A 17,570-nucleotide genomic window follows, 5' to 3' on the forward strand; every position below is an offset into this window, starting at 1 on the left:
CAGGGGAAAGGATCAACTTTTCATGAAGATCGCAGCGCTTACAGATATCGGCTGCTGTCGGCAGGAAAACCAGGACAACTATTGTGCCCGGCAGCTGACCGACGGCACCGGCTGGGGCATCGTGTGCGACGGCATGGGCGGCGCCAACGGAGGCCGTGCGGCGTCCGGCATTGCCACGCAGACGATGCTGCAATACTTTGACCGTCAGCTCAAAAGTGTGCAGAACGGCGAAGAAAAAGCCTTTATGATGCGCGCTTTTGATGTTGCCAACCGTGCCGTCTACGATAAGGCAACCTCGGACCCTGAGATGCTCGGCATGGGCACGACCGGCGTCTGCGCGCTGCAGCGCGGTCCGCTGGCCCATATCGTGCACGCCGGGGACTCACGGGCCTACTTGTGGCACGGCGGTTCTATCCGTCAGCTCACGCGGGATCATTCGATGGTCCAGCAGCTGGTGGACAGCGGCCAGATCACCCGGGAACAGGCGGCACTGCATCCCCAGAAAAACCTGATCACCCGGGCGTTGGGGGTCTCGGCCAACATTGTGCCGGAGTACAACCGCTGCGATGTGGAACCCGGGGACATTCTGATGCTCTGTACCGACGGGCTGACCAACATGGTCCCCGACGCCGAACTGGCGCTGATCCTGCAGGAAACCGCGTTCTTTGATGCACCGGGCATCCTGGTGGACCGTGCGCTGAAAGGCGGCGGACAGGACAACATCACGGTTCTTTTGCTTGGCATTGAAACAACGGAGGAGACAAATGGATAATCTGATCGGCAGAAAGCTGGACGGCCGCTACCTGATCGAAAGCCTGATCGGCGTGGGCGGTATGGCCAATGTGTATAAAGGCAAAGATCTCCGTACCGGAAACCTGATTGCCGTCAAAGTTCTCAAGGAAGAATTCCTGGACAATGAGGAGCTGGTCCGTCGTTTCAAGAACGAATCCAAAGCCATCTCCATTCTGGACCATCCCAACATCGTCAAGGTGTATGATGTCTCGGTCACCGACCGGCTGCAGTATATCGTCATGGAATACATTGACGGTATCACGCTCAAGGAGTATCTCAAGCAGCGCGGCGGCGCCCTGACCTGGAAGGAAGTCGTCCACTTTGCCACCCAGGTGCTCAGCGCTCTGGATCACGCCCATTCCAAGGGCATTGTTCACCGCGATGTCAAGCCCCAGAATATCATGCTGCAGGCCAACGGCTCCATCAAGATGATGGACTTCGGCATTGCGCGGTTTTCCCGGGCCCAGAGCCAGACGGTCAGCGACAAGGCCATCGGTTCGGTGCACTATATCAGCCCCGAACAGGCCAAGGGCGACCACACCGACGCCCGCACCGACATCTATTCGACCGGTGTCATGATGTACGAGATGCTCTCCGGCCGGCTGCCTTTTGACGGCACCGGCGCGGTTTCCATCGCCATCATGCAGATCAGCGAAAAGCCCAAACCGCTGGCTGAGGTTGCCCCTCATGTCCCGCTGGGGCTGCGCCAGATCACCGAGAAGGCGATGGAAAAGAATCCCGACGACCGTTTCCAGTCGGCGCGTGAGATGCTCGAGGCCATCGACGCCTTCAAGCGCGACCCGAGCATTCAGTTTGAGTACGAGTACAACACCCAGGATAACCCCGACAAGACCATCGGCAAGGTGGTGGGCTCTGGCACCAAGACCGGCGTCAGCACCACGCAGGCCCGCCGGACCGGCACGATCAACGCAGGGAAAGGCAAAAACGTGAAAAGCAAGAAAAGAAAGGCCGCGTCCCGCGGCGGATTCGGGCTGCTGCCGGCTTTGTTCGGCATGGCAGTGGCGTTCATGATCGGTTCGGTGATTCTGGTTTACCTGATCTTCACCAACTCCACGAACTCCTTCTTCTCCAACCATGCCGACGTACAGCTCATCAGCTTTGTCGGCATGACCGAGGACGAATACCGCGCATCGGACTTTTACAGCAAACTGGACCCCAAATGGGTTTATGAATACAACGAGGCGCCCGAGGGCCAGATCTTTCAGCAGAACCCCAAACCCGGCCGGACCGTCAAGGAAGGCCAGAAGATCACGCTGAAAGTCAGCATGGGCATCCAGCAGGTCACGGTGCCCGATGTGAAAACCTTTGTCAGCGAGGACGGCAAGGCAACGCTGCAGGACAGCGGCCTGCAGGTCGTGACGAAGTTCATCGAGGATGAGAGCGTGGCGGCCGGCACCGTTGTGTATACCGAGCCTGCTGCCGGCGAGATCGTCGAGGGCGGCAGCACCGTCAATATGTACGTCAGCCGTGCAGCGCGCGACAACGAAGTGGACGTTCCCTCTCTGTCCGGCCTGAAACTGGAAGAGGCCCGCAAGGCACTGCAGCAGCTCAATATCAACCCGCGTGTGGTTGAGCAGCCCAGCACCGAGGCGGAGGGCACGGTCCTGAACCAGGACCCCATCGCCGGAACGCAGGTCCGCACCGGCAGCACGGTCACGCTGTATGTGGCATCGGCCATCCCGGTCCAGACCGAACCGACGCCCACCGAAGCGCCTTCCAGCGGCGACGGCGCAACCTGGGGCCAGTGGATTGAGGACCCCAACTCGCCCGACGGCGGTTACTATGTGACGGCCGTGCAGCGTGACGGCCACGTCTACAACGCCGAAACCGGTGAGATGCTGTGGTAACGGAAGGATATATTGCCAAGGGCATCGGCGGATTCTACTATGTCCGGACCGCCGAGGGCCTTGTGGAATGCAAGGCACGGGGCATTTTCCGCAAGCGGAACATCAGCCCGGTGGCCGGGGACCGTGTGCGTCTGAGCGCAGACGGATCGGCCATCGATGAGATCCTGCCCCGCAAAAACGTCTTTGCCCGTCCGCCGGTGGCCAACCTGGACATCCTGTTCATTGTGGCCAGCACGGTCCAGCCCGTCCCCAGTACGCTGATTCTCGACGAGCTGACCGCGGCTGCCGTGTATAAAGGCGTTCAGCCGGTGCTTGTCATCACCAAGGCGGACCTCTCGGCAGCGGACAGTCTGACCGAGGCTTACCGCCTCAGCACCATCCCGGTCATCCTGCTGCACTATGACAGCGGGGAGGGTCTGGAACAGGTGCGGCAGATGATCCGGGGACACCTGTGTGCCTTCTGCGGAAATTCCGGCGTGGGAAAATCCACGCTGCTCAATGCCCTGGCACCGGAACTGCGGCGCGAGACCGGCAGCATCAGCCAGAAACTGGGCCGCGGCCGGCATACCACCCGCGAGGTGGAAATCTTTGAAGTGTGCGGCGGCCGGATTGCCGACACGCCCGGTTTTGCCAGCCTGGATGCACAGAAAATCTGCCGCATCCCCAAGGAAGAACTGCAGCATGCCTTCCCGGAATTCGAGCCGTATTTCGGCCAATGCCGCTTTACCGGCTGTTCCCATCGGACCGAGCTCGGCTGTGCCGTGCGTGCGGCGCTCAAGGAAGGGAAGATCTCTCCCACCCGGTACCAGAGTTACCTGACGATGTACGAGGAAGCCAGCCAGATAAAGGAGTGGGAGCATTGAACACAACACCGGACCGGCGTGCGGTGATTCTGTCCGCGGTCCCGGTCAGCACGGCCATGCGCCGCTATCTTCAGCCCGGGGACCGCATCATGGCCTGCGATGCAGGCTATCATAACGCCGAGCGGCTGGGAGTCCGGCCCGACTGGATCGTGGGAGATTTCGATTCGGCGGCGCGGCCGGAGCATCAGGACAATCTGGTGGTGCTTCCCCATGTGAAGGACGACACCGATACCCACTATGCCGCACGGTGGCTGTGTGGACAGGGCTTTCGGCAGATTGTCATGCTGGGCGCCATCGGCGGAGCCCGGATTGAACATACGATTGCCAATCTGCACACCGCAGTCTACCTGGCCGAACAGGGAGTCGATGTGCTGCTGGCCGACGAGCAGAGCGAACTGCGGATTCTTTCCCCGGACCGGCCGATGGAACTCAGCCGGGGCGACTGGAAATACCTCTCCCTCTTCCCGCTGGACGGTCCGCTGACCGGGGTCTGCCTGCAGGGTGTCTTTTATCCGCTGCAGGATGCCACCCTCAGACCGGATTATCCGCTGGGGGTCAGCAACGAATTTACCGAGCCGACGGCACGGCTCTCCTGTACCGGAGGCCACGGCCTGGTCATTGTCACAAAGGATGACGGGTAACAACCCGACACCCTGCCGCATAGGATGGCGTACAACAACCCTGAAGGGCCTGGAAAGGGGGAGGTATGCCATGCAGATTGTGGTGGTCAAATGCCCGCAAGCGCTCCGTTGGCTCCTGCGTGCCGTTTTCAAAGTCTGAAATCAGGCGGTCCTCCGACCGTCCGCAATCACCCCGTCGGGGAGATGCTCTGTCAGCATCCCCTCGGCGGGGCTATTTTTTTGGGTGCCCGCATATACTGCACAAGAATACATGGAACGAAAGGGGCACCGAACATGGAGCAAAATGCACTCGTAACGGAAAGCAGCACGGTTTCTGTCTGCGCCGGACGGTGGGAAACGCGGATGGAACTTCCGATTGAAACGGAAATTCTGATCCCCGATTATCTGCCGGCCGTGTTCAAGATCGTCAAATGCCTGCTGGAACCGGTGGTGATCCAGAATACCGTTTCCGGCCAGCGGTGGCAGGGGGAAGGCTATCTGCGCTGTACCGTCTATTACCAGTCCGAAGAAACCGGAACCAAACTCTACCGCACCGAACAGAAATATGCGTTCGACAAGTCGGCCGATCTGCCCAAGGACAGCGGCTTTCAGGGGGCGGCCACGATCTGGGGCGAAACCGAATACTGCAACTGCCGGGCCATCAGCGAACACCGCATCGATGTCCGCGGCGCCTATACGCTGTGGGTGGCGGTGGGACTGAACGGACAGATGGACCTGCTCACCAAGCTGAGCGGCTGCGGCATCCAGCAGCGGACACAGACCCTTGCGGGAATCACCTGTACAGCCTGTGAGGAAAAAACCTTTGCCGCCGAAACCACCTTTCCTCTGCCCGGCACGGGGGAAACCATCCTGGACATCGGCGGCAACGTCTCGGTGACTTCCCTGACGGTGCGCACCGGCCAGGTGGATGTCTCGGCCGCTTTGGCCATCCAGCTTTGCAGCCGGGCGGCCGATGCGCAGACACTGACTACCCAGAGCCGCGACCTGCCCGTCACCCAGACACTGGATCTCCCCGACGCCGCCGAGGGGGATGAAGCCACCGCCTGGGGCGAAATCCTGGCCTGTACACTGACGGCTCCTTCGGGGGAGGAGAAGGAACCGATGCTACATCTGACCTGGAAACTGCATGTGGAACTGTGGCGCAATGTCCAGTACATGGCCGTCACGGATGCCTATTCCACCATGTGTGAAACCACCGTGGAGCGGCAGACCTGCCGGCTGCTGCAGAATCTCTCGGTGATTGACACCTCGGTCACCGCCGAAGCGGAGGATTCTCTGCCCGACCCCGAGGCCGCCGTGGTGGGCTGCTTTGTGACACTGGACGCGCCCCAGATCCAGCCGGTGGAAGCCGGAGACCTGCGGATCGGCGGACGCGGCGTGGCGCATCTGATCTGTACCGATGCCGGCGGGGAACTGACCTGCTACGACAAGGCTTTTTCCTGGACGCTGCCCGAATCCTTTGCGGGCAATGCCGCCGATCTGGTACCCCACCTTCACGCATCGCTCACCCGGGTGACCAGCAGCAAGAACGGAACCAGGGCCCGGGTCGAGATCGGCATTGCCGTGACCGGGCGGGTGCTCTGCATCCGCAGTCAGGAAGCCGCCGTTGCGGTGGAACTGGGAGAGGAGTTCGCCGATCTGCGGGACGGCCCCACACTGTACCTCTACTATGCGCAGCAGGGGGAGGCCGTCTTTGAAATTGCCAAGCGCTACCATGCGCGCACGGCAGATCTGGCGGCTGCCAACCGGCTTGAAGCATCGCCCGGAGAGCATGTCGAGGACCTGACCGTGGACGCCGCCTGCCTGCTGATTCCGGCGGCTTTGTGAAAGGGGGAACCATCCTGTGACCCAGGAACAGATTTATCACAACATTGCCCAGCGGACCGGCGGCGACATCTACATCGGTGTGGTGGGTCCGGTGCGCAGCGGAAAAAGCACCTTCATCAAGCGGTTTGCCGAACTGATGCTGCTGCCGCATATTGAGAACGAGGCGCAGCGCGAGCGTGCCAACGATGAGCTGCCCCAGTCCGCCGCCGGCCGGACCATCATGACCACCGAGCCGAAGTTCATCCCGGAAAAGGCGGTCAGCATTCACCTCAAGGGCGGCGGGAGCTTCCGTGCCCGGCTGATTGACTGCGTGGGGTATATGGTGGATGGGGCACTCGGCCACGAGGAAAACAATGCGCCCCGCCTGGTCAAGAGTCCCTGGTTCGATCAGGCGATTCCCTTCGATCAGGCCGCCGAGACCGGTACCCGGCGGGTGATCCGGGAACATGCGACGATCGGTCTGGTCATGACCACCGACGGAAGCGTGGCCGATCTGCCGCGGGAAAAGTACCTGCCCGCCGAACGGCGGATCATTGCGGAGCTGGAGGAGATCGGCAAACCCTATCTGATTCTGCTCAACTGTACCGACCCGTCCAGCGAAGAGAGCCGCGCACTGGCCGCCCGGATGGAATCCGCCTACTGCCGCCCCGTCTGCCCGATCAATGCGCTGCAGATCACGGCAGACGAGATCGGCGAGATTTTGCAGAAACTTCTCTATGAGTTCCCGCTGCAGGACATTGCGGTCAGTATGCCGCCCTGGATCACGATGCTGGAACCGGGACACTGGCTCCAGAGCGCCGTCTATGACGCGCTGCTGGAATACGCCGACGGCATCCGCCGGATGGGGGAGATGACGCGCAGCCGTCCGCGCCCGGACTGTCCCTACATCACCGGCGTGACGCTGACCGGGATGGATCTTGCCACCGGGCGCGCCAGACTGCGGGTGGAACTCGAACCCTCGGTGTTTTATAAGATCCTGGGCGAGAAAACCGGTCTGGAAATCACCGACGAAGCCAGCCTGCTGCCCTGCCTGGTGGAGCTGGCCAAAGCCAAACATGCCTATGACAAGATCAAAGGCGCTCTTGATCAGGTCGAGGCCACCGGCTACGGCATTGTGATGCCCGGGGTGGATGAACTGGCAATGGAAGAACCCGAGATTGTGCGCCAGGGCGGGCAGTACGGTGTCCGGCTGTCGGCCAGCGCTCCCAGCCTGCATATCATGCGGGCCACCATCCGGACGGAACTCTGCCCGACCGTCGGCAGTGAGGAGCAGGGGGAGGCGTTGATCAAGAACCTGCTCAAGGACTTTGAGGGCGATCCCGGCAAGCTGTGGAGCACCAACATTTTCGGCAAGAGCCTCAATGAACTGGTCAGCGAGGGCGTGCAGACCAAACTGCTGCATATGCCCCTCGAGGCGCGGAGCCGACTGCAGCATACCTTGGAACGCATCATCAATGAGGGCTGTGACGGACTGATCTGCATTCTGCTCTGAGCCTCGGAAAGGGGGAATCCCATGCGGATCGAATCCAGAAAACAGCGCGCGGCACGCAAAAAGAAGGAGCGGACCGTCCGCGAACTGAAGGCCACCATCCGGCGGCTGCGTGGCAATGAAGCTGCCTTCCAGCTGGCGCAGGATGATTTCTCCATCGAGCGGGTGATCTACGAACATGCGGCACTGATGTGCCATTGCCGGGCGCTGCTGCGTGAACTGAGGGGGGATACAGAATGCCGGTCCCCCTGATTGCCGCCGGTGCGGTCTGCCTGCTGCTGGTGGCGCGTGCTGCCGCGTCACACAGCCACCCGCTGCTGCGGCTGCTCAGCAGCGCGGTGTGCGGGGCGGCGGGTCTTGCAGCGCTGGCGCTGCTGGAACCGGTGACCGGGGTGATGCTGCCGTTCAACGCCTTTACCGGCGGCTGTGCCGCTGTCCTCGGTTTGCCCGGCGTGATCCTGCTGCTGATTCTGAACGTTCTGCTATAAAAAACAACTCCCTCTGCCACAAGGACAGAGGGAGTTGCTTTTTTCTTGTAAAACGACTGGACCGTAAGCCGGGTTCTGTATTAAACGACGATCTATCTTGATTTTGCGTCACCGCAAAATTCCGCGGGCCCGAAGGCCCGACACGCCAACACCGGGACGTGCGAGGCTTCCACATATGTCCCATACGGTTGTTGCTTCTGACAGGGTTTACATAGCCGCAAAGTTACCAGTGCGCTGGTGAGCTCTTACCTCGCCTTTCCATCCTTGCCATCCGAAGAGGGCGGTTTCTTTCTGTTGCACTATCCCTGGGGTCACCCCCGGCTGCCGTTAGCAGTTGCCATGCCTCTGTGAAGCCCGGACTTTCCTCAGAACGGGTTTGCCGCTCCGCCGCCGTATGTTCCACTCGTTTGACGGTATTATACCACTTTATTTCAATATTTGCAACCGGCTGAATTTTATGCTATAATACACCGTGTGTGAGTATAGGAAGATAAGGGGGCAGGGAAAACGATGCAGCTTCTTCGTTTTCCGGTGCCCGCAGACTGCAGCGGTATGCGGCTGTATGTCTTTCTGCGCACGATGGGGGTCAGTGCGACCTGCATCAAGACGGTCAAATACCACGGCAAGGGATTCTTTGCATCCGGTGAGCCGATTCATACCGACCAGAAGGTGCAGCAGGGCCAGCAGATCACCTTTGAGCTGCCGCCCGAGCCGCCCACCGATGTCCAGGCCCAGCAGGTACCGTTCCGCGTCGCCTACGAGGACGAGTTCGCCGCGGTGCTGGACAAACCGGCCGGGATTGCTGTGCACCCGACCCTCAACCATCCCGATGGGACATTGGCCAACGGGTGGATTTACCTTCTTGCCCAAAGGGGGCAGACCGGCGTATTCCGCCCGGTCAACCGAATTGATAAAAACACGAGCGGACTGGTGCTCTGTGCGCAGAATGCGTTTGCGGCACCGCTGTTGAGCGCCACCGTCCGCAAGTGCTATCTTGCCCTGGTGGAGGGCAGCCTGCCGCTGGGTCCGGGACGGATTGATGCCCCGATTGCCCGGCGCGGGGATTCCATCATCGGCCGCTGCGTGCGCGAGGATGGAAAACCCAGCGTGACGGCGTATACGGTGCTTGCAGCAAGCCCGACGCATTCGCTGGCAGCCTGCTTTCCGCTCACCGGGCGGACCCATCAGATCCGGGTCCATTTTTCCTGGCAGGGTCATCCGCTTGCGGGGGATACCCTGTACGGCGGCCATGAGGGCCTGATGACCCGCCATGCGCTGCACTGCGCGGTACTGCGGTTCCGCGTCCCGATCAGCGGGGAGGAGCGCCGTGTCCAGAGCCCGCTTCCTCCCGACTTTTCAGCCGCCTGTGTTGCTGCCGGCCTTCCCGCCGGGGCACAGATCGGCGACCTTTTGCAAACCGTCCTGCCTGTCGGTGCTGATCCGGCACAGGACAACCCTCTGCGTTCGCGCCTTTGACGGCGCGGAAAGGAGTTCCCCTTGAATCCTTCTCAGCTTGACGAAAAACAAAACGGCGAAACGCCGGAAACCGGCTCCCGCCGTAAAAAACAAAAAGCCACCCATCGCGGCATGACTCTCTGGCTGGACCAGATCCGCTGCCGGATGACGGTCCGTTCCTGGCACCGGCGCAGCAAAAAGGCGCGCCGGCATCACCGGCTCTCTTCGCTCATGGGCAGAATGCCCCATGCCCGTCTGATCGGTGATGCGCTGTACATGATCGGCTTCTGGGTCGAGTATGCACTGGTCTGCTCGGGCCGCGGGGTTTCCAAAGTGCTGCGTGCCATCGGCACCCATGCGGCCCGCCTGCTGGTGACGATCATCCGTCCCTTTGCACTGGGCATCATCATGCTCTGCGAGGGCCTGACCGAGCCGTTCTTTGTGATGGCTTCGGGCTTCCGCCATATCCAGCAGCTCTCCGAGAAGATGGCCAACGAGAGCGCCCGCCAGGTCCGCAAGGAAAAGCTCCGCTACTTTGCGGATGGTACCAAGCGCTATTTCCCGCTGGTGCTCAATGCCGTTTCCTATCTGCTGCCGGTGGCGGCTGCCGTCGGATTCATTTATGTGGTCCAGACCGGTCTGGACCGCACCTTTGTGCTGAATGTGCAGGTCAACGGCCAGTCCGTGGGCAGCGTGGCCAACGAGCAGGTCTTTGAGAGCGCCAGTGAGGACGTCCAGTCCCGTATCAACAACGCGGCAGCCGTCATGGCCTCCACCGGCGCGGCGGTTTCCAGCGACAGCTGGAACATCACCCCCACCTACACGCTCAAGGTCGGCGATGACACGATGAGCGAGACCGAAGTGGTTGATGCCATTCTTCGGGCTTCCAGCAACGAAATCGGCGAGGCAACGGCCGTCTATGTGGACGGCGGTCTGCGCTTTGTCACAACGGAAGGCGACCATCTGCGCACCTATCTGGAAAGCATCAAGGCCCCCTACGTCAACGCGCTTGACCCCAACAAGCGGGTCAGCTTCGTCCATGATATCCGCCTGGTGGACGGCATTTATCTGCTGGACTCCATTGTGAGCTATCAGGATGTCATCAATACCCTGAACCAGGGCTCGGACATCTCGCGCTATGTTGCCTCGGAAGGCGATACGGTCCAGACGGTGCTCGACAACTCCGGCGTCTCGTGGGATACGCTGGCGGCCCTCAACCCGCAGCTCACCTCCACCGACGAGGAGCTGGCAGCAGGCACCGACCTGATTATCGGCGTCTCCAGTCCTGAAATGCTCAAGGTCAAGGAGGTTGTCCGCAGCACCTACACGGCACCGATTCCCTTCGAGACCCAGACCAGCGACTCCGATGAATATGACTTCGGCAAGATTGTCACGGTTCAGGAAGGCGTGGACGGCGTGGAGCAGGTCACGCAGGAAGTTACCTATGTGGACGGCGTCGAAACGGCCCGCGAGGCAGTGGATGTGCAGGTCCTGCAGGCGCCCGTGGCCCAGATCACGGTCCGCGGCACCCGCCTCCAGAGCGGTATGATCGCCTCCATCGGCACCGGCAACTTCATGTGGCCTGTCCCGGGATACACCTACGTCAGCCGCTGGATGAGCTCCTACCATAAGGGCGCCGATATCTGTGCTGCCTACGGCACGCCGATCTACGCCTCGGATTCCGGTGAGGTCATCACCGCCACCTCGCATTACAGCTACGGCAACTACGTCGTCATCGACCACGGCAACGGCTATAAGACCCTGTATGCCCATATGTCCCGCCTCGCGTGCAGCGTGGGACAGGCCGTCAAACAGGGCGACATCATCGGCTATGTCGGCTCGACGGGCGACTCCACCGGTAACCATTGCCACTTCGAGATGTATGGCCCCAACGGCCGCTTCAGTGCGGAAACGCTGTTCGGCGGCTCCGTCCGTGAATGGTAACAGGGGTTCCAGAATTTTCCGGAAAGATCTGCGGACAAAATTGCAGACCGGTTACAATTTCGCAAATATTTTACAAATAATAGTGTCGGCACTTTTCAAAACACGCCAGATGGTGTATAATAACTTCTAGATGTGCGGCACAATACGCCGTGCAGGCGATCCGAAAAGGAGAGTAACTGCTTGGAAAAGTTTGTGATTCACGGGGGCAAACCCCTTCAGGGCGATGTCATGATCGGCGGAGCCAAGAATGCGGCGGTGGCAATTCTGCCGGCCACGATTTTGGCGGCGGATAAGTGTATCATTGAGAACCTTCCCTGTATCAGTGATGTGATGGCGTCGCTGCAGATTCTCAGCGAACTTGGCGCCAATATCCGCATGGTCAGCAAAAGCACCTACGAGATTGATACGACCCATCTGGATTGCACCGAGGTCTCCAATGAGCTGTCCCGTCAGATGCGCGCCAGTTACTATTTTCTCGGTGCTCTGCTCGGACGGTTCGGCGCCGGACAGGTCGCCATGCCGGGCGGCTGCAATCTGGGCCCCCGTCCCATTGACCAGCACCTCAAGGCGTTTACGGCACTCGGCGCGGAGGACTCCGTCGAGTACGGCATGATCCGTGTCAAGGCGGATCATCTGACCGGTGCACATATCTTCTTCGATACGGTTTCGGTGGGTGCCACCATGAACGCCATGCTCGCCGCCGTGATGGCGGACGGCCTGACGATTCTGGAAAATGTGGCCCGTGAACCCCATGTCGTGGATCTGGCCAACTGCCTGAATATGATGGGCGCCGATGTTCACGGCGCCGGTACCGATGTGATCAAGATCCGCGGCGTCAAGCAGCTGCATGGCTGCAGCTACTCCATCATTCCCGACCAGATCGAGGCTGGCAGCTATATGGTGGGAGCCGCCATTACGGGCGGCGATGTGACGCTGCACAACGTGATCCCCAAGCATATGGAACCGATCACCGCCAAACTGCGGGCGGCCGGCTGTGAAGTGACCGAATACGATGACGCCATGCGGATCACCCGCACGGGTCCGATTCATCCCGTCAAGATCAAGACCATGCCGCATCCCGGCTTCCCGACAGATATGCAGCCGCTGATGACGGTGCTGCTGACGCTGGCCGACGGCACGTCCATTGTGACCGAAGGCATCTGGGAAAACCGCTTCCGCTATGTCGATGAGCTGATCCGGATGGGCGCCAACATCCAGGTGGACGGCCAGGTGGCGGTCATTGAGGGCGTCAAAAAGCTGTACCCCGCCCCCCTGCGTGCACTGGATCTGCGGGCAGGCGCTGCCATGGTGATGGCGGCACTGGCGGCAGACGGCGTCAGCGAGATTGACGAGACGGCCCATATTGAACGTGGGTACGAAAATATTGTAGAAAAACTCCAGGCACTCGGCGCGGATATCCGCCGTGTTGAGGCGCCGGTCCGCGGTCTGACACGAGCGATCTGACCGCAAGTCAAAACGAGATCAAGCGGCAAATGGTGCGCCTGGCGCGGGACGCCGGGGTGCGATTTGCCGCTTGTTTTGCTGTCACAACGGCCGCGGGCCGGAAAAAGGGAGCGGGAAAGGGAATACCATGGCACTGTTTACCACACTGTATTCGGGATCATCCGGAAATTGCGCACTCATCCGCCAGGGAGAAAAGTACCTGCTGGTGGATATGGGGAAGAGCTGCCGCACCACGCTGAATGCCCTGCGCCGGCTGAATCTGGCGGTTTCGGACTGCGAGGGCATCCTGATCACCCACGAACATTCCGACCATGTGAGCGGCCTTGACACCTTCCTCAAGCATTACACGGTGCCGGTCTACGGCTGTGCCGATACCCTTGACACACTGTATTCCCGCGGAACGATCCCGCCCGCCGTGGAAGCCATCGCGATGGACGGCCGGACTGAGGAGATCGGCGGCTTTACGGTGACCAGTTTCCCCACCAGTCACGACGTGCCCTGCTGCGGGTACCGGATTCGCACCCCCGATGAGCGCACGATGGCCATTGCCACCGACCTCGGAACGCTGACCCCCGTGGTGCAGCAGAGCCTGGCCGGATGCGACCTCGTTGCGCTGGAAGCCAACTATGATGCCTTCAGTCTGCACGGCGGGCCGTATCCGTACTATCTCAAGGTCCGGATCGCGAGTGACCGCGGACACCTGGACAACAAGGCCTGTGCCGCCGAGCTGCTGGACCTGATCCAGGACGGCTGCAAGAAGTTTGCACTCTGCCATCTGAGCCAGACCAACAACTCCCCGGAACTGGTCATGACGACGGTCTACAATGTCCTGCTCAGCGCCGGCATTGATCTGGAAAAGGACCTGACCATCCAGGCACAGCTGCGCAATGACATCAGCCCGTACATTGAATTCTGAACCGGAGGGAGGCTCCTACAATGCAGAACATTGACCTGATCTGCCTCGGAAAACTCAATGCGCCCTATTTTGCGGCCGGCGTTGCGGAGTACCAGAAACGACTTTCCGCGTTCTGCAACTTCCGGATCATCGAACTGCCCGAGGCATCCCTTGCCGACAAGAATGCCAGCGAGGCCCAGATTGAAAAAGCGCTCCAGAAGGAGGGAAAGGCGATCCTTTCCAATCTCCGCAAGGGGTCTTATCTGGCGGCGCTCTGCGTGGAGGGAAAGCAGTTTTCCAGCGAGGAACTGGCCGCCCTGCTGGCACAGCGCGCCAACAGCGGAGCGGGGGACATCACCTTTGTGATCGGTTCTTCCCACGGCCTTGCGCCGGAAGTCAAACAGGCGGCACAGGCCAAACTGTCGATGGGCCGGATCACGATGCCGCACCAGCTTGCCCGGCTGGTTCTGACCGAACAGATCTACCGGGCCTGCACCATCAATGCCGGCATGAAATATCATAAATAATACAACGCCCGCACGGTTCATCCATGCGGGCGCTTTTTGTGAGAAAAAACCACCCCCGGCACCGGCGGCTGTCTGGCCGTGCGGGCAGAGGGTGGTTTGGGATTTTTCAGGCAGACAAGGAAATCCGGATCAGTACTTGAGCTTGTCCAGCGTATCCTTGTACGGCGTATCGACAGCAGACTTCATGGTGGCCTGTGCCTTGTACTTGGTCAGCATCATCGCGCTGCGGGCAGGGTCGGCCAGCGTGCCGGCACCGGCAATGCAGCCGCCCGGGCAGGCCATGCCTTCCAGCAGGTAACCGTTGTACTTGCCGGCGGCAGCCATCTGCATCATCTTCTTGCACTCGGCAAGACCCTGTGCGGAAGCAACCTTGACCTCACGGTCGGGATCAATCTTCTTGATCGCGTTCACGACCGCCTGGGCAACGCCGCCGCTGACCGCGAAGCCGCGGCCGTCCGAGCTGGCATCGTCAAAGTTGTCGCTGGGATCGTCGGGCAGATCGTTGAAGTCCACATTGCGGGCCTCAAACATACCCATCAGTTCCTCGAAGGTCAGGACGAAGTCCACCTCGCTGCGCACCGTGCGGCGGCTGGCTTCCAGCTTCTTGGCGGAGCAGGGACCCACGAAGCAGATGCGGGCGTTGGGATCGGATTTCTTGATCAGACGTGCCGTCAGGACCATCGGGGTCATCGTCATGCTGATGCAGTCGGCATACTTGGGGAAGGTCTTCTTGGCCATGACGCTCCACGCCGGGCAGCAGGACGTGCCCATGAAGGGATGCTTGGAGGGAACTTCCTCCATGAAATCGTGCGCCTCATCGATGGTGCACAGGTCAGCGCCGACGGCAACTTCCGCCGTGCCGGCAAAGCCCAGAAGCCGCATGCCCTCGCGCAGTTTGGCGGGCGTCATGTTGGGGAACTGGTTGACGAAAGCCGGAGCCACAATCGCGATGACGCGGTCGCCGCGCTTGATGGACTGGATCAGCTGGAAGATCTGGCCCTTGTCCACGATGGCGCCGAAGGGGCAGTTGACCAGGCACATGCCGCAGGATACGCACTTGTCGTAATCGATCTCCGCACGGCCGTATTCGTCGGAATGGATTGCGCCCATGCCGCAGGCCTTGGCGCAGGGACGCTCGACCTTGACGATGGCATTGTACGGGCAGGTGCTCACGCAGCGGCCGCACTTGATGCACAGATCCTGGTCGATGTGGCTTTTGCCGTTGCGGAAGCTGATGGCCTTTTTGGGGCAGACTTCCTGGCAGGGATGAGCAAGGCAGCCCTGGCACATGGCCGTTACCTTGATGAGTTTTTCGGGGCACTGGTTGCAGGCAAACTTGATCACATTGATCAGAGGCGGCTCATAGAACTTGTCGGCCACGACACTGTGCTCCAGATTCTCCGTGGCGGGGACACTGGCATCGAGCGGACGCAGCGAAAGACCCATGGCAAGACGGATGCGCTCCGACACAATGGCTCTCTCCAGGAAGATGCTGCTGCGCAGCTGGCCGACCTCACCGGGAATGATCTTGTAAGGCAGGTCGCGGATATCCTTGGCATAATCCGCCATCTCGCCGCCTTCATAGGACATCCGGGCCACTTCGGTAAAGACCTTGCGGCGAATGTCGGTGACAGGGGTGTAAATGCCTCTCATGATGATTTTGCTCCTTACACTATACTTTGATGACCGTTTCGGCCGTATTGACAGTCTTGGAAAATCCTCGCCCGTTACACAGACGTTAAATTAATGTCAATTCGGCTTCTGTTAAGATTTTACCAAGAAATCGCAATCTTTACAATAGGGGGAAGGGCAAAAAAAGCAAAAAATACTGTAAATAATCCGGTCAGAATCTTTATGCGGCGGTTTTGCGCACGGTGTTACACGGTCCCGCCCGGCAGGGCCTCGGCGCGGCACCGCTGGCCATCCCATTCTCCCAGCCGGACTGTCACGATTTCGCCGCTCCGGTGCCCCGGCGCCGACACGGCCACCGGAAGATACTGCCGGGTATACCCGGTGAAGAGGGTCGCCGAAAGGGGCGTTTCCAACAGCACCTCGGCGGTGCGTCCCTGCAGGGAGGCAGCCAGCTCGGCGCGGACCGCCTCAGCGGCCTGGGTCATCCGGTGACTGCGGGCTTCCTTCTCGTGCTCGGGAACCTGATTGGGAAAGTCAAAGGCGGGCGTGCCTTCGCGGCGGGAATAGGGGAATACATGGACTTTGAGAAACCGCTGCCCGACCACAAAATCCAGGCTCTCCTCAAAATCCTGCTCGGTCTCGCCGGGGAATCCGACAATCACATCGGTCGTGAAGCTGACATTCTCCTCGCCGAAAGCGTCCTTGAGTTTCCGGGCAACCTGGGCATACTGGTCGGCCGTGTAGGGACGGCGCATGGCGCGCAGCGTCCTCGAACAGCCGCTCTGCAGACTCAGATGGAACTGCGGGCAGAGTTTTGGCACGGCGGCCAGCCGCGCAATGTCGCGATCGGTCAGCATATCGGGGTCGAGACTGCCCAGCCGGATGCGTTCAATGCCCTCCACCTGGGCGGCATGCTCCACCAGATCGGCCAGCCCGGTCCCGGTATCACTGCCGTAGCTGGGCAGGCTGATTGCCGTCAGAACGACCTCGCGGTATCCCGAAGCCGCCAGCCGGCGCAGCTCCTCCAGGATGCTGGCCTCGCTGCGGCTGCGCACCGGTCCGCGGGCACGGGGGATCACACAGTAGGCACAGCGCCGGTTGCAGCCATCCTCCACCTTCACAAAGGCGCGCGTATGGTCGGCAAACCGGTCCATCGGCAGCTCCTCAAAGGTTTCTCCCTTGACATGGGGGCGGATATCGACGACCCGGGCTTCCTCACCGCTGAGCACCTTCTGTACATCCTGCAGGATGGAAAGCCGGTTGCCGGAACCGGTGATCACGTCGGCCTCGGCGATTCCGGCAGCCTCCTCGGGGAATGCCTGGGGATAGCATCCCGTCAGGACCGTGACGGCGCCCGGGTTCTCCCGCTTGGCGCGGCGCAGCCACTTGCGGCTTTTCTGGTCGCCGAAGTTGGTGACGGTGCAGCTGTTGACGACATACACATCCGCCGCCTCGCCGTTTTCCACCACCGTGAAGCCGTTCTGCTCGAACAGCTGTGCCAGGGCGCCGGTCTCGTTCTGATTCACCTTGCAGCCCAGGGTATAAAAACAAACACGCATCGCAAAAAAACATCCTTATCCAATGTAATTGATGGTTCCATTATATACAAAATCCGACCAAAGCACAAGAGAGCACGCTTCACTGCATGTTCGTCAGAACGGCCGCATACAATAAGACCAAAACAC

15 protein-coding genes and 1 other RNA gene are annotated in these 17,570 nt (G+C 60.5%); 13 read left to right on the forward strand and 3 right to left on the reverse strand.

What is annotated here, in order from left to right; translation table 11 throughout:
* Window positions 1–22 precede the first annotated feature (22 nt).
* The 8 genes from U0L91_RS08545 to U0L91_RS08580 all read left to right on the forward strand — a co-directional run bounded on the left by U0L91_RS08545 (window position 23) and on the right by U0L91_RS08580 (window position 7,968).
* Window positions 23–772: a Stp1/IreP family PP2C-type Ser/Thr phosphatase gene (locus tag U0L91_RS08545; RefSeq protein ID WP_330046086.1), complete on the forward strand. Its 750-nt coding sequence runs from the start codon at window positions 23–25 to the stop codon at window positions 770–772.
* Window positions 765–2,660, forward strand: coding sequence for a Stk1 family PASTA domain-containing Ser/Thr kinase (pknB, locus tag U0L91_RS08550; RefSeq protein ID WP_330046087.1), 1,896 nt, complete (start codon window positions 765–767; stop codon window positions 2,658–2,660). The genes U0L91_RS08545 and pknB overlap by 8 nt, the downstream gene beginning before the upstream one ends.
* On the forward strand, window positions 2,654–3,523 hold the full coding sequence (rsgA, locus tag U0L91_RS08555; protein WP_330046089.1) for a ribosome small subunit-dependent GTPase A: 870 nt from the start codon (window positions 2,654–2,656) through the stop codon (window positions 3,521–3,523). Before pknB ends, rsgA begins: the two co-directional genes overlap by 7 nt.
* Complete coding sequence (locus U0L91_RS08560; protein WP_330046091.1) at window positions 3,520–4,164, forward strand: thiamine diphosphokinase; 645 nt, start codon at window positions 3,520–3,522, stop codon at window positions 4,162–4,164. Before rsgA ends, U0L91_RS08560 begins: the two co-directional genes overlap by 4 nt.
* 342 nt (window positions 4,165–4,506) lie before the next feature.
* A complete protein-coding gene (locus tag U0L91_RS08565) occupies window positions 4,507–5,991 on the forward strand; it encodes a hypothetical protein (RefSeq protein WP_330046092.1) in 1,485 nt (494 codons plus the stop codon).
* A gap of 16 nt (window positions 5,992–6,007) precedes the next feature.
* Window positions 6,008–7,483 (forward strand): stage IV sporulation protein A, encoded by a 1,476-nt coding sequence (gene spoIVA / locus U0L91_RS08570; protein ID WP_330046093.1) that lies wholly within the window; start codon window positions 6,008–6,010, stop codon window positions 7,481–7,483.
* 21 nt (window positions 7,484–7,504) lie between these two features.
* Window positions 7,505–7,732, forward strand: a complete 228-nt coding sequence (locus U0L91_RS08575; RefSeq protein ID WP_330046095.1) for a hypothetical protein — start codon at window positions 7,505–7,507, stop codon at window positions 7,730–7,732.
* Entirely contained in the window at window positions 7,717–7,968 is a 252-nt protein-coding gene (locus U0L91_RS08580) for a pro-sigmaK processing inhibitor BofA family protein (protein WP_330046097.1), read from the forward strand. The genes U0L91_RS08575 and U0L91_RS08580 overlap by 16 nt, the downstream gene beginning before the upstream one ends.
* 49 nt (window positions 7,969–8,017) lie before the next feature.
* Here U0L91_RS08580 and rnpB read toward each other — a convergent pair.
* Window positions 8,018–8,374: RNase P RNA component class A (gene rnpB, locus U0L91_RS08585), an RNA gene on the reverse strand.
* Window positions 8,375–8,478: 104 nt separating this feature from the next.
* Between rnpB and U0L91_RS08590 the strand changes: the two genes are divergently transcribed.
* The 5 genes from U0L91_RS08590 (at window position 8,479) to rlmH (ending at window position 14,253) form a co-directional block, all read left to right on the forward strand.
* Window positions 8,479–9,444 carry an RluA family pseudouridine synthase gene (locus U0L91_RS08590; protein WP_330046099.1) on the forward strand — a complete coding sequence of 322 codons (966 nt, stop codon included), beginning with the start codon at window positions 8,479–8,481 and terminating at the stop codon, window positions 9,442–9,444.
* Between the two features lie 21 nt (window positions 9,445–9,465).
* The gene (locus tag U0L91_RS08595) at window positions 9,466–11,367 is read left to right on the forward strand and encodes a peptidoglycan DD-metalloendopeptidase family protein (RefSeq protein ID WP_330046101.1); all 1,902 of its coding nucleotides are present in this window, start codon (window positions 9,466–9,468) and stop codon (window positions 11,365–11,367) included.
* A gap of 180 nt (window positions 11,368–11,547) precedes the next feature.
* Window positions 11,548–12,831, forward strand: coding sequence for a UDP-N-acetylglucosamine 1-carboxyvinyltransferase (locus tag U0L91_RS08600; protein WP_330046103.1), 1,284 nt, complete (start codon window positions 11,548–11,550; stop codon window positions 12,829–12,831).
* Window positions 12,832–12,958: 127 nt separating this feature from the next.
* Window positions 12,959–13,747, forward strand: coding sequence for an MBL fold metallo-hydrolase (locus U0L91_RS08605; protein WP_330046105.1), 789 nt, complete (start codon window positions 12,959–12,961; stop codon window positions 13,745–13,747).
* 20 nt (window positions 13,748–13,767) lie between these two features.
* Complete coding sequence (gene rlmH / locus U0L91_RS08610; RefSeq protein ID WP_330046107.1) at window positions 13,768–14,253, forward strand: 23S rRNA (pseudouridine(1915)-N(3))-methyltransferase RlmH; 486 nt, start codon at window positions 13,768–13,770, stop codon at window positions 14,251–14,253.
* Window positions 14,254–14,382: 129 nt separating this feature from the next.
* Here the strand turns inward: rlmH and U0L91_RS08615 are convergent, their stop codons facing one another.
* Together U0L91_RS08615 and mtaB are read right to left on the reverse strand one after the other, a co-directional pair.
* Window positions 14,383–15,906, reverse strand: a complete 1,524-nt coding sequence (locus U0L91_RS08615) for a 4Fe-4S dicluster domain-containing protein (RefSeq protein WP_330046109.1) — start codon at window positions 15,904–15,906, stop codon at window positions 14,383–14,385.
* A gap of 224 nt (window positions 15,907–16,130) precedes the next feature.
* On the reverse strand, window positions 16,131–17,444 hold the full coding sequence (mtaB, locus tag U0L91_RS08620) for a tRNA (N(6)-L-threonylcarbamoyladenosine(37)-C(2))-methylthiotransferase MtaB (protein WP_330046111.1): 1,314 nt from the start codon (window positions 17,442–17,444) through the stop codon (window positions 16,131–16,133).
* Between the last annotated feature and the right edge of the window lie 126 nt (window positions 17,445–17,570).

The sequence above is a fragment of the Gemmiger sp. genome (assembly GCF_036306485.1).
Classification (GTDB): Bacteria; Bacillota; Clostridia; order Oscillospirales; family Ruminococcaceae; genus Gemmiger.

Coding starts and splice junctions, on each gene's coding strand:
- U0L91_RS08545 (WP_330046086.1), top strand. CDS start 23: ATGAAGATCGCAGCGCTTACAGATATCGGCTGCTGTCGGCAGGAAAAC.
- pknB (WP_330046087.1), top strand. CDS start 765: ATGGATAATCTGATCGGCAGAAAGCTGGACGGCCGCTACCTGATCGAA.
- U0L91_RS08565 (WP_330046092.1), top strand. CDS start 4,507: ATGGAACTTCCGATTGAAACGGAAATTCTGATCCCCGATTATCTGCCG.
- U0L91_RS08575 (WP_330046095.1), top strand. CDS start 7,505: ATGCGGATCGAATCCAGAAAACAGCGCGCGGCACGCAAAAAGAAGGAG.
- U0L91_RS08580 (WP_330046097.1), top strand. CDS start 7,717: ATGCCGGTCCCCCTGATTGCCGCCGGTGCGGTCTGCCTGCTGCTGGTG.
- U0L91_RS08590 (WP_330046099.1), top strand. CDS start 8,479: ATGCAGCTTCTTCGTTTTCCGGTGCCCGCAGACTGCAGCGGTATGCGG.
- U0L91_RS08605 (WP_330046105.1), top strand. CDS start 12,959: ATGGCACTGTTTACCACACTGTATTCGGGATCATCCGGAAATTGCGCA.
- rlmH (WP_330046107.1), top strand. CDS start 13,768: ATGCAGAACATTGACCTGATCTGCCTCGGAAAACTCAATGCGCCCTAT.
- U0L91_RS08615 (WP_330046109.1), bottom strand. CDS start 15,906: ATGAGAGGCATTTACACCCCTGTCACCGACATTCGCCGCAAGGTCTTT.
- mtaB (WP_330046111.1), bottom strand. CDS start 17,444: ATGCGTGTTTGTTTTTATACCCTGGGCTGCAAGGTGAATCAGAACGAG.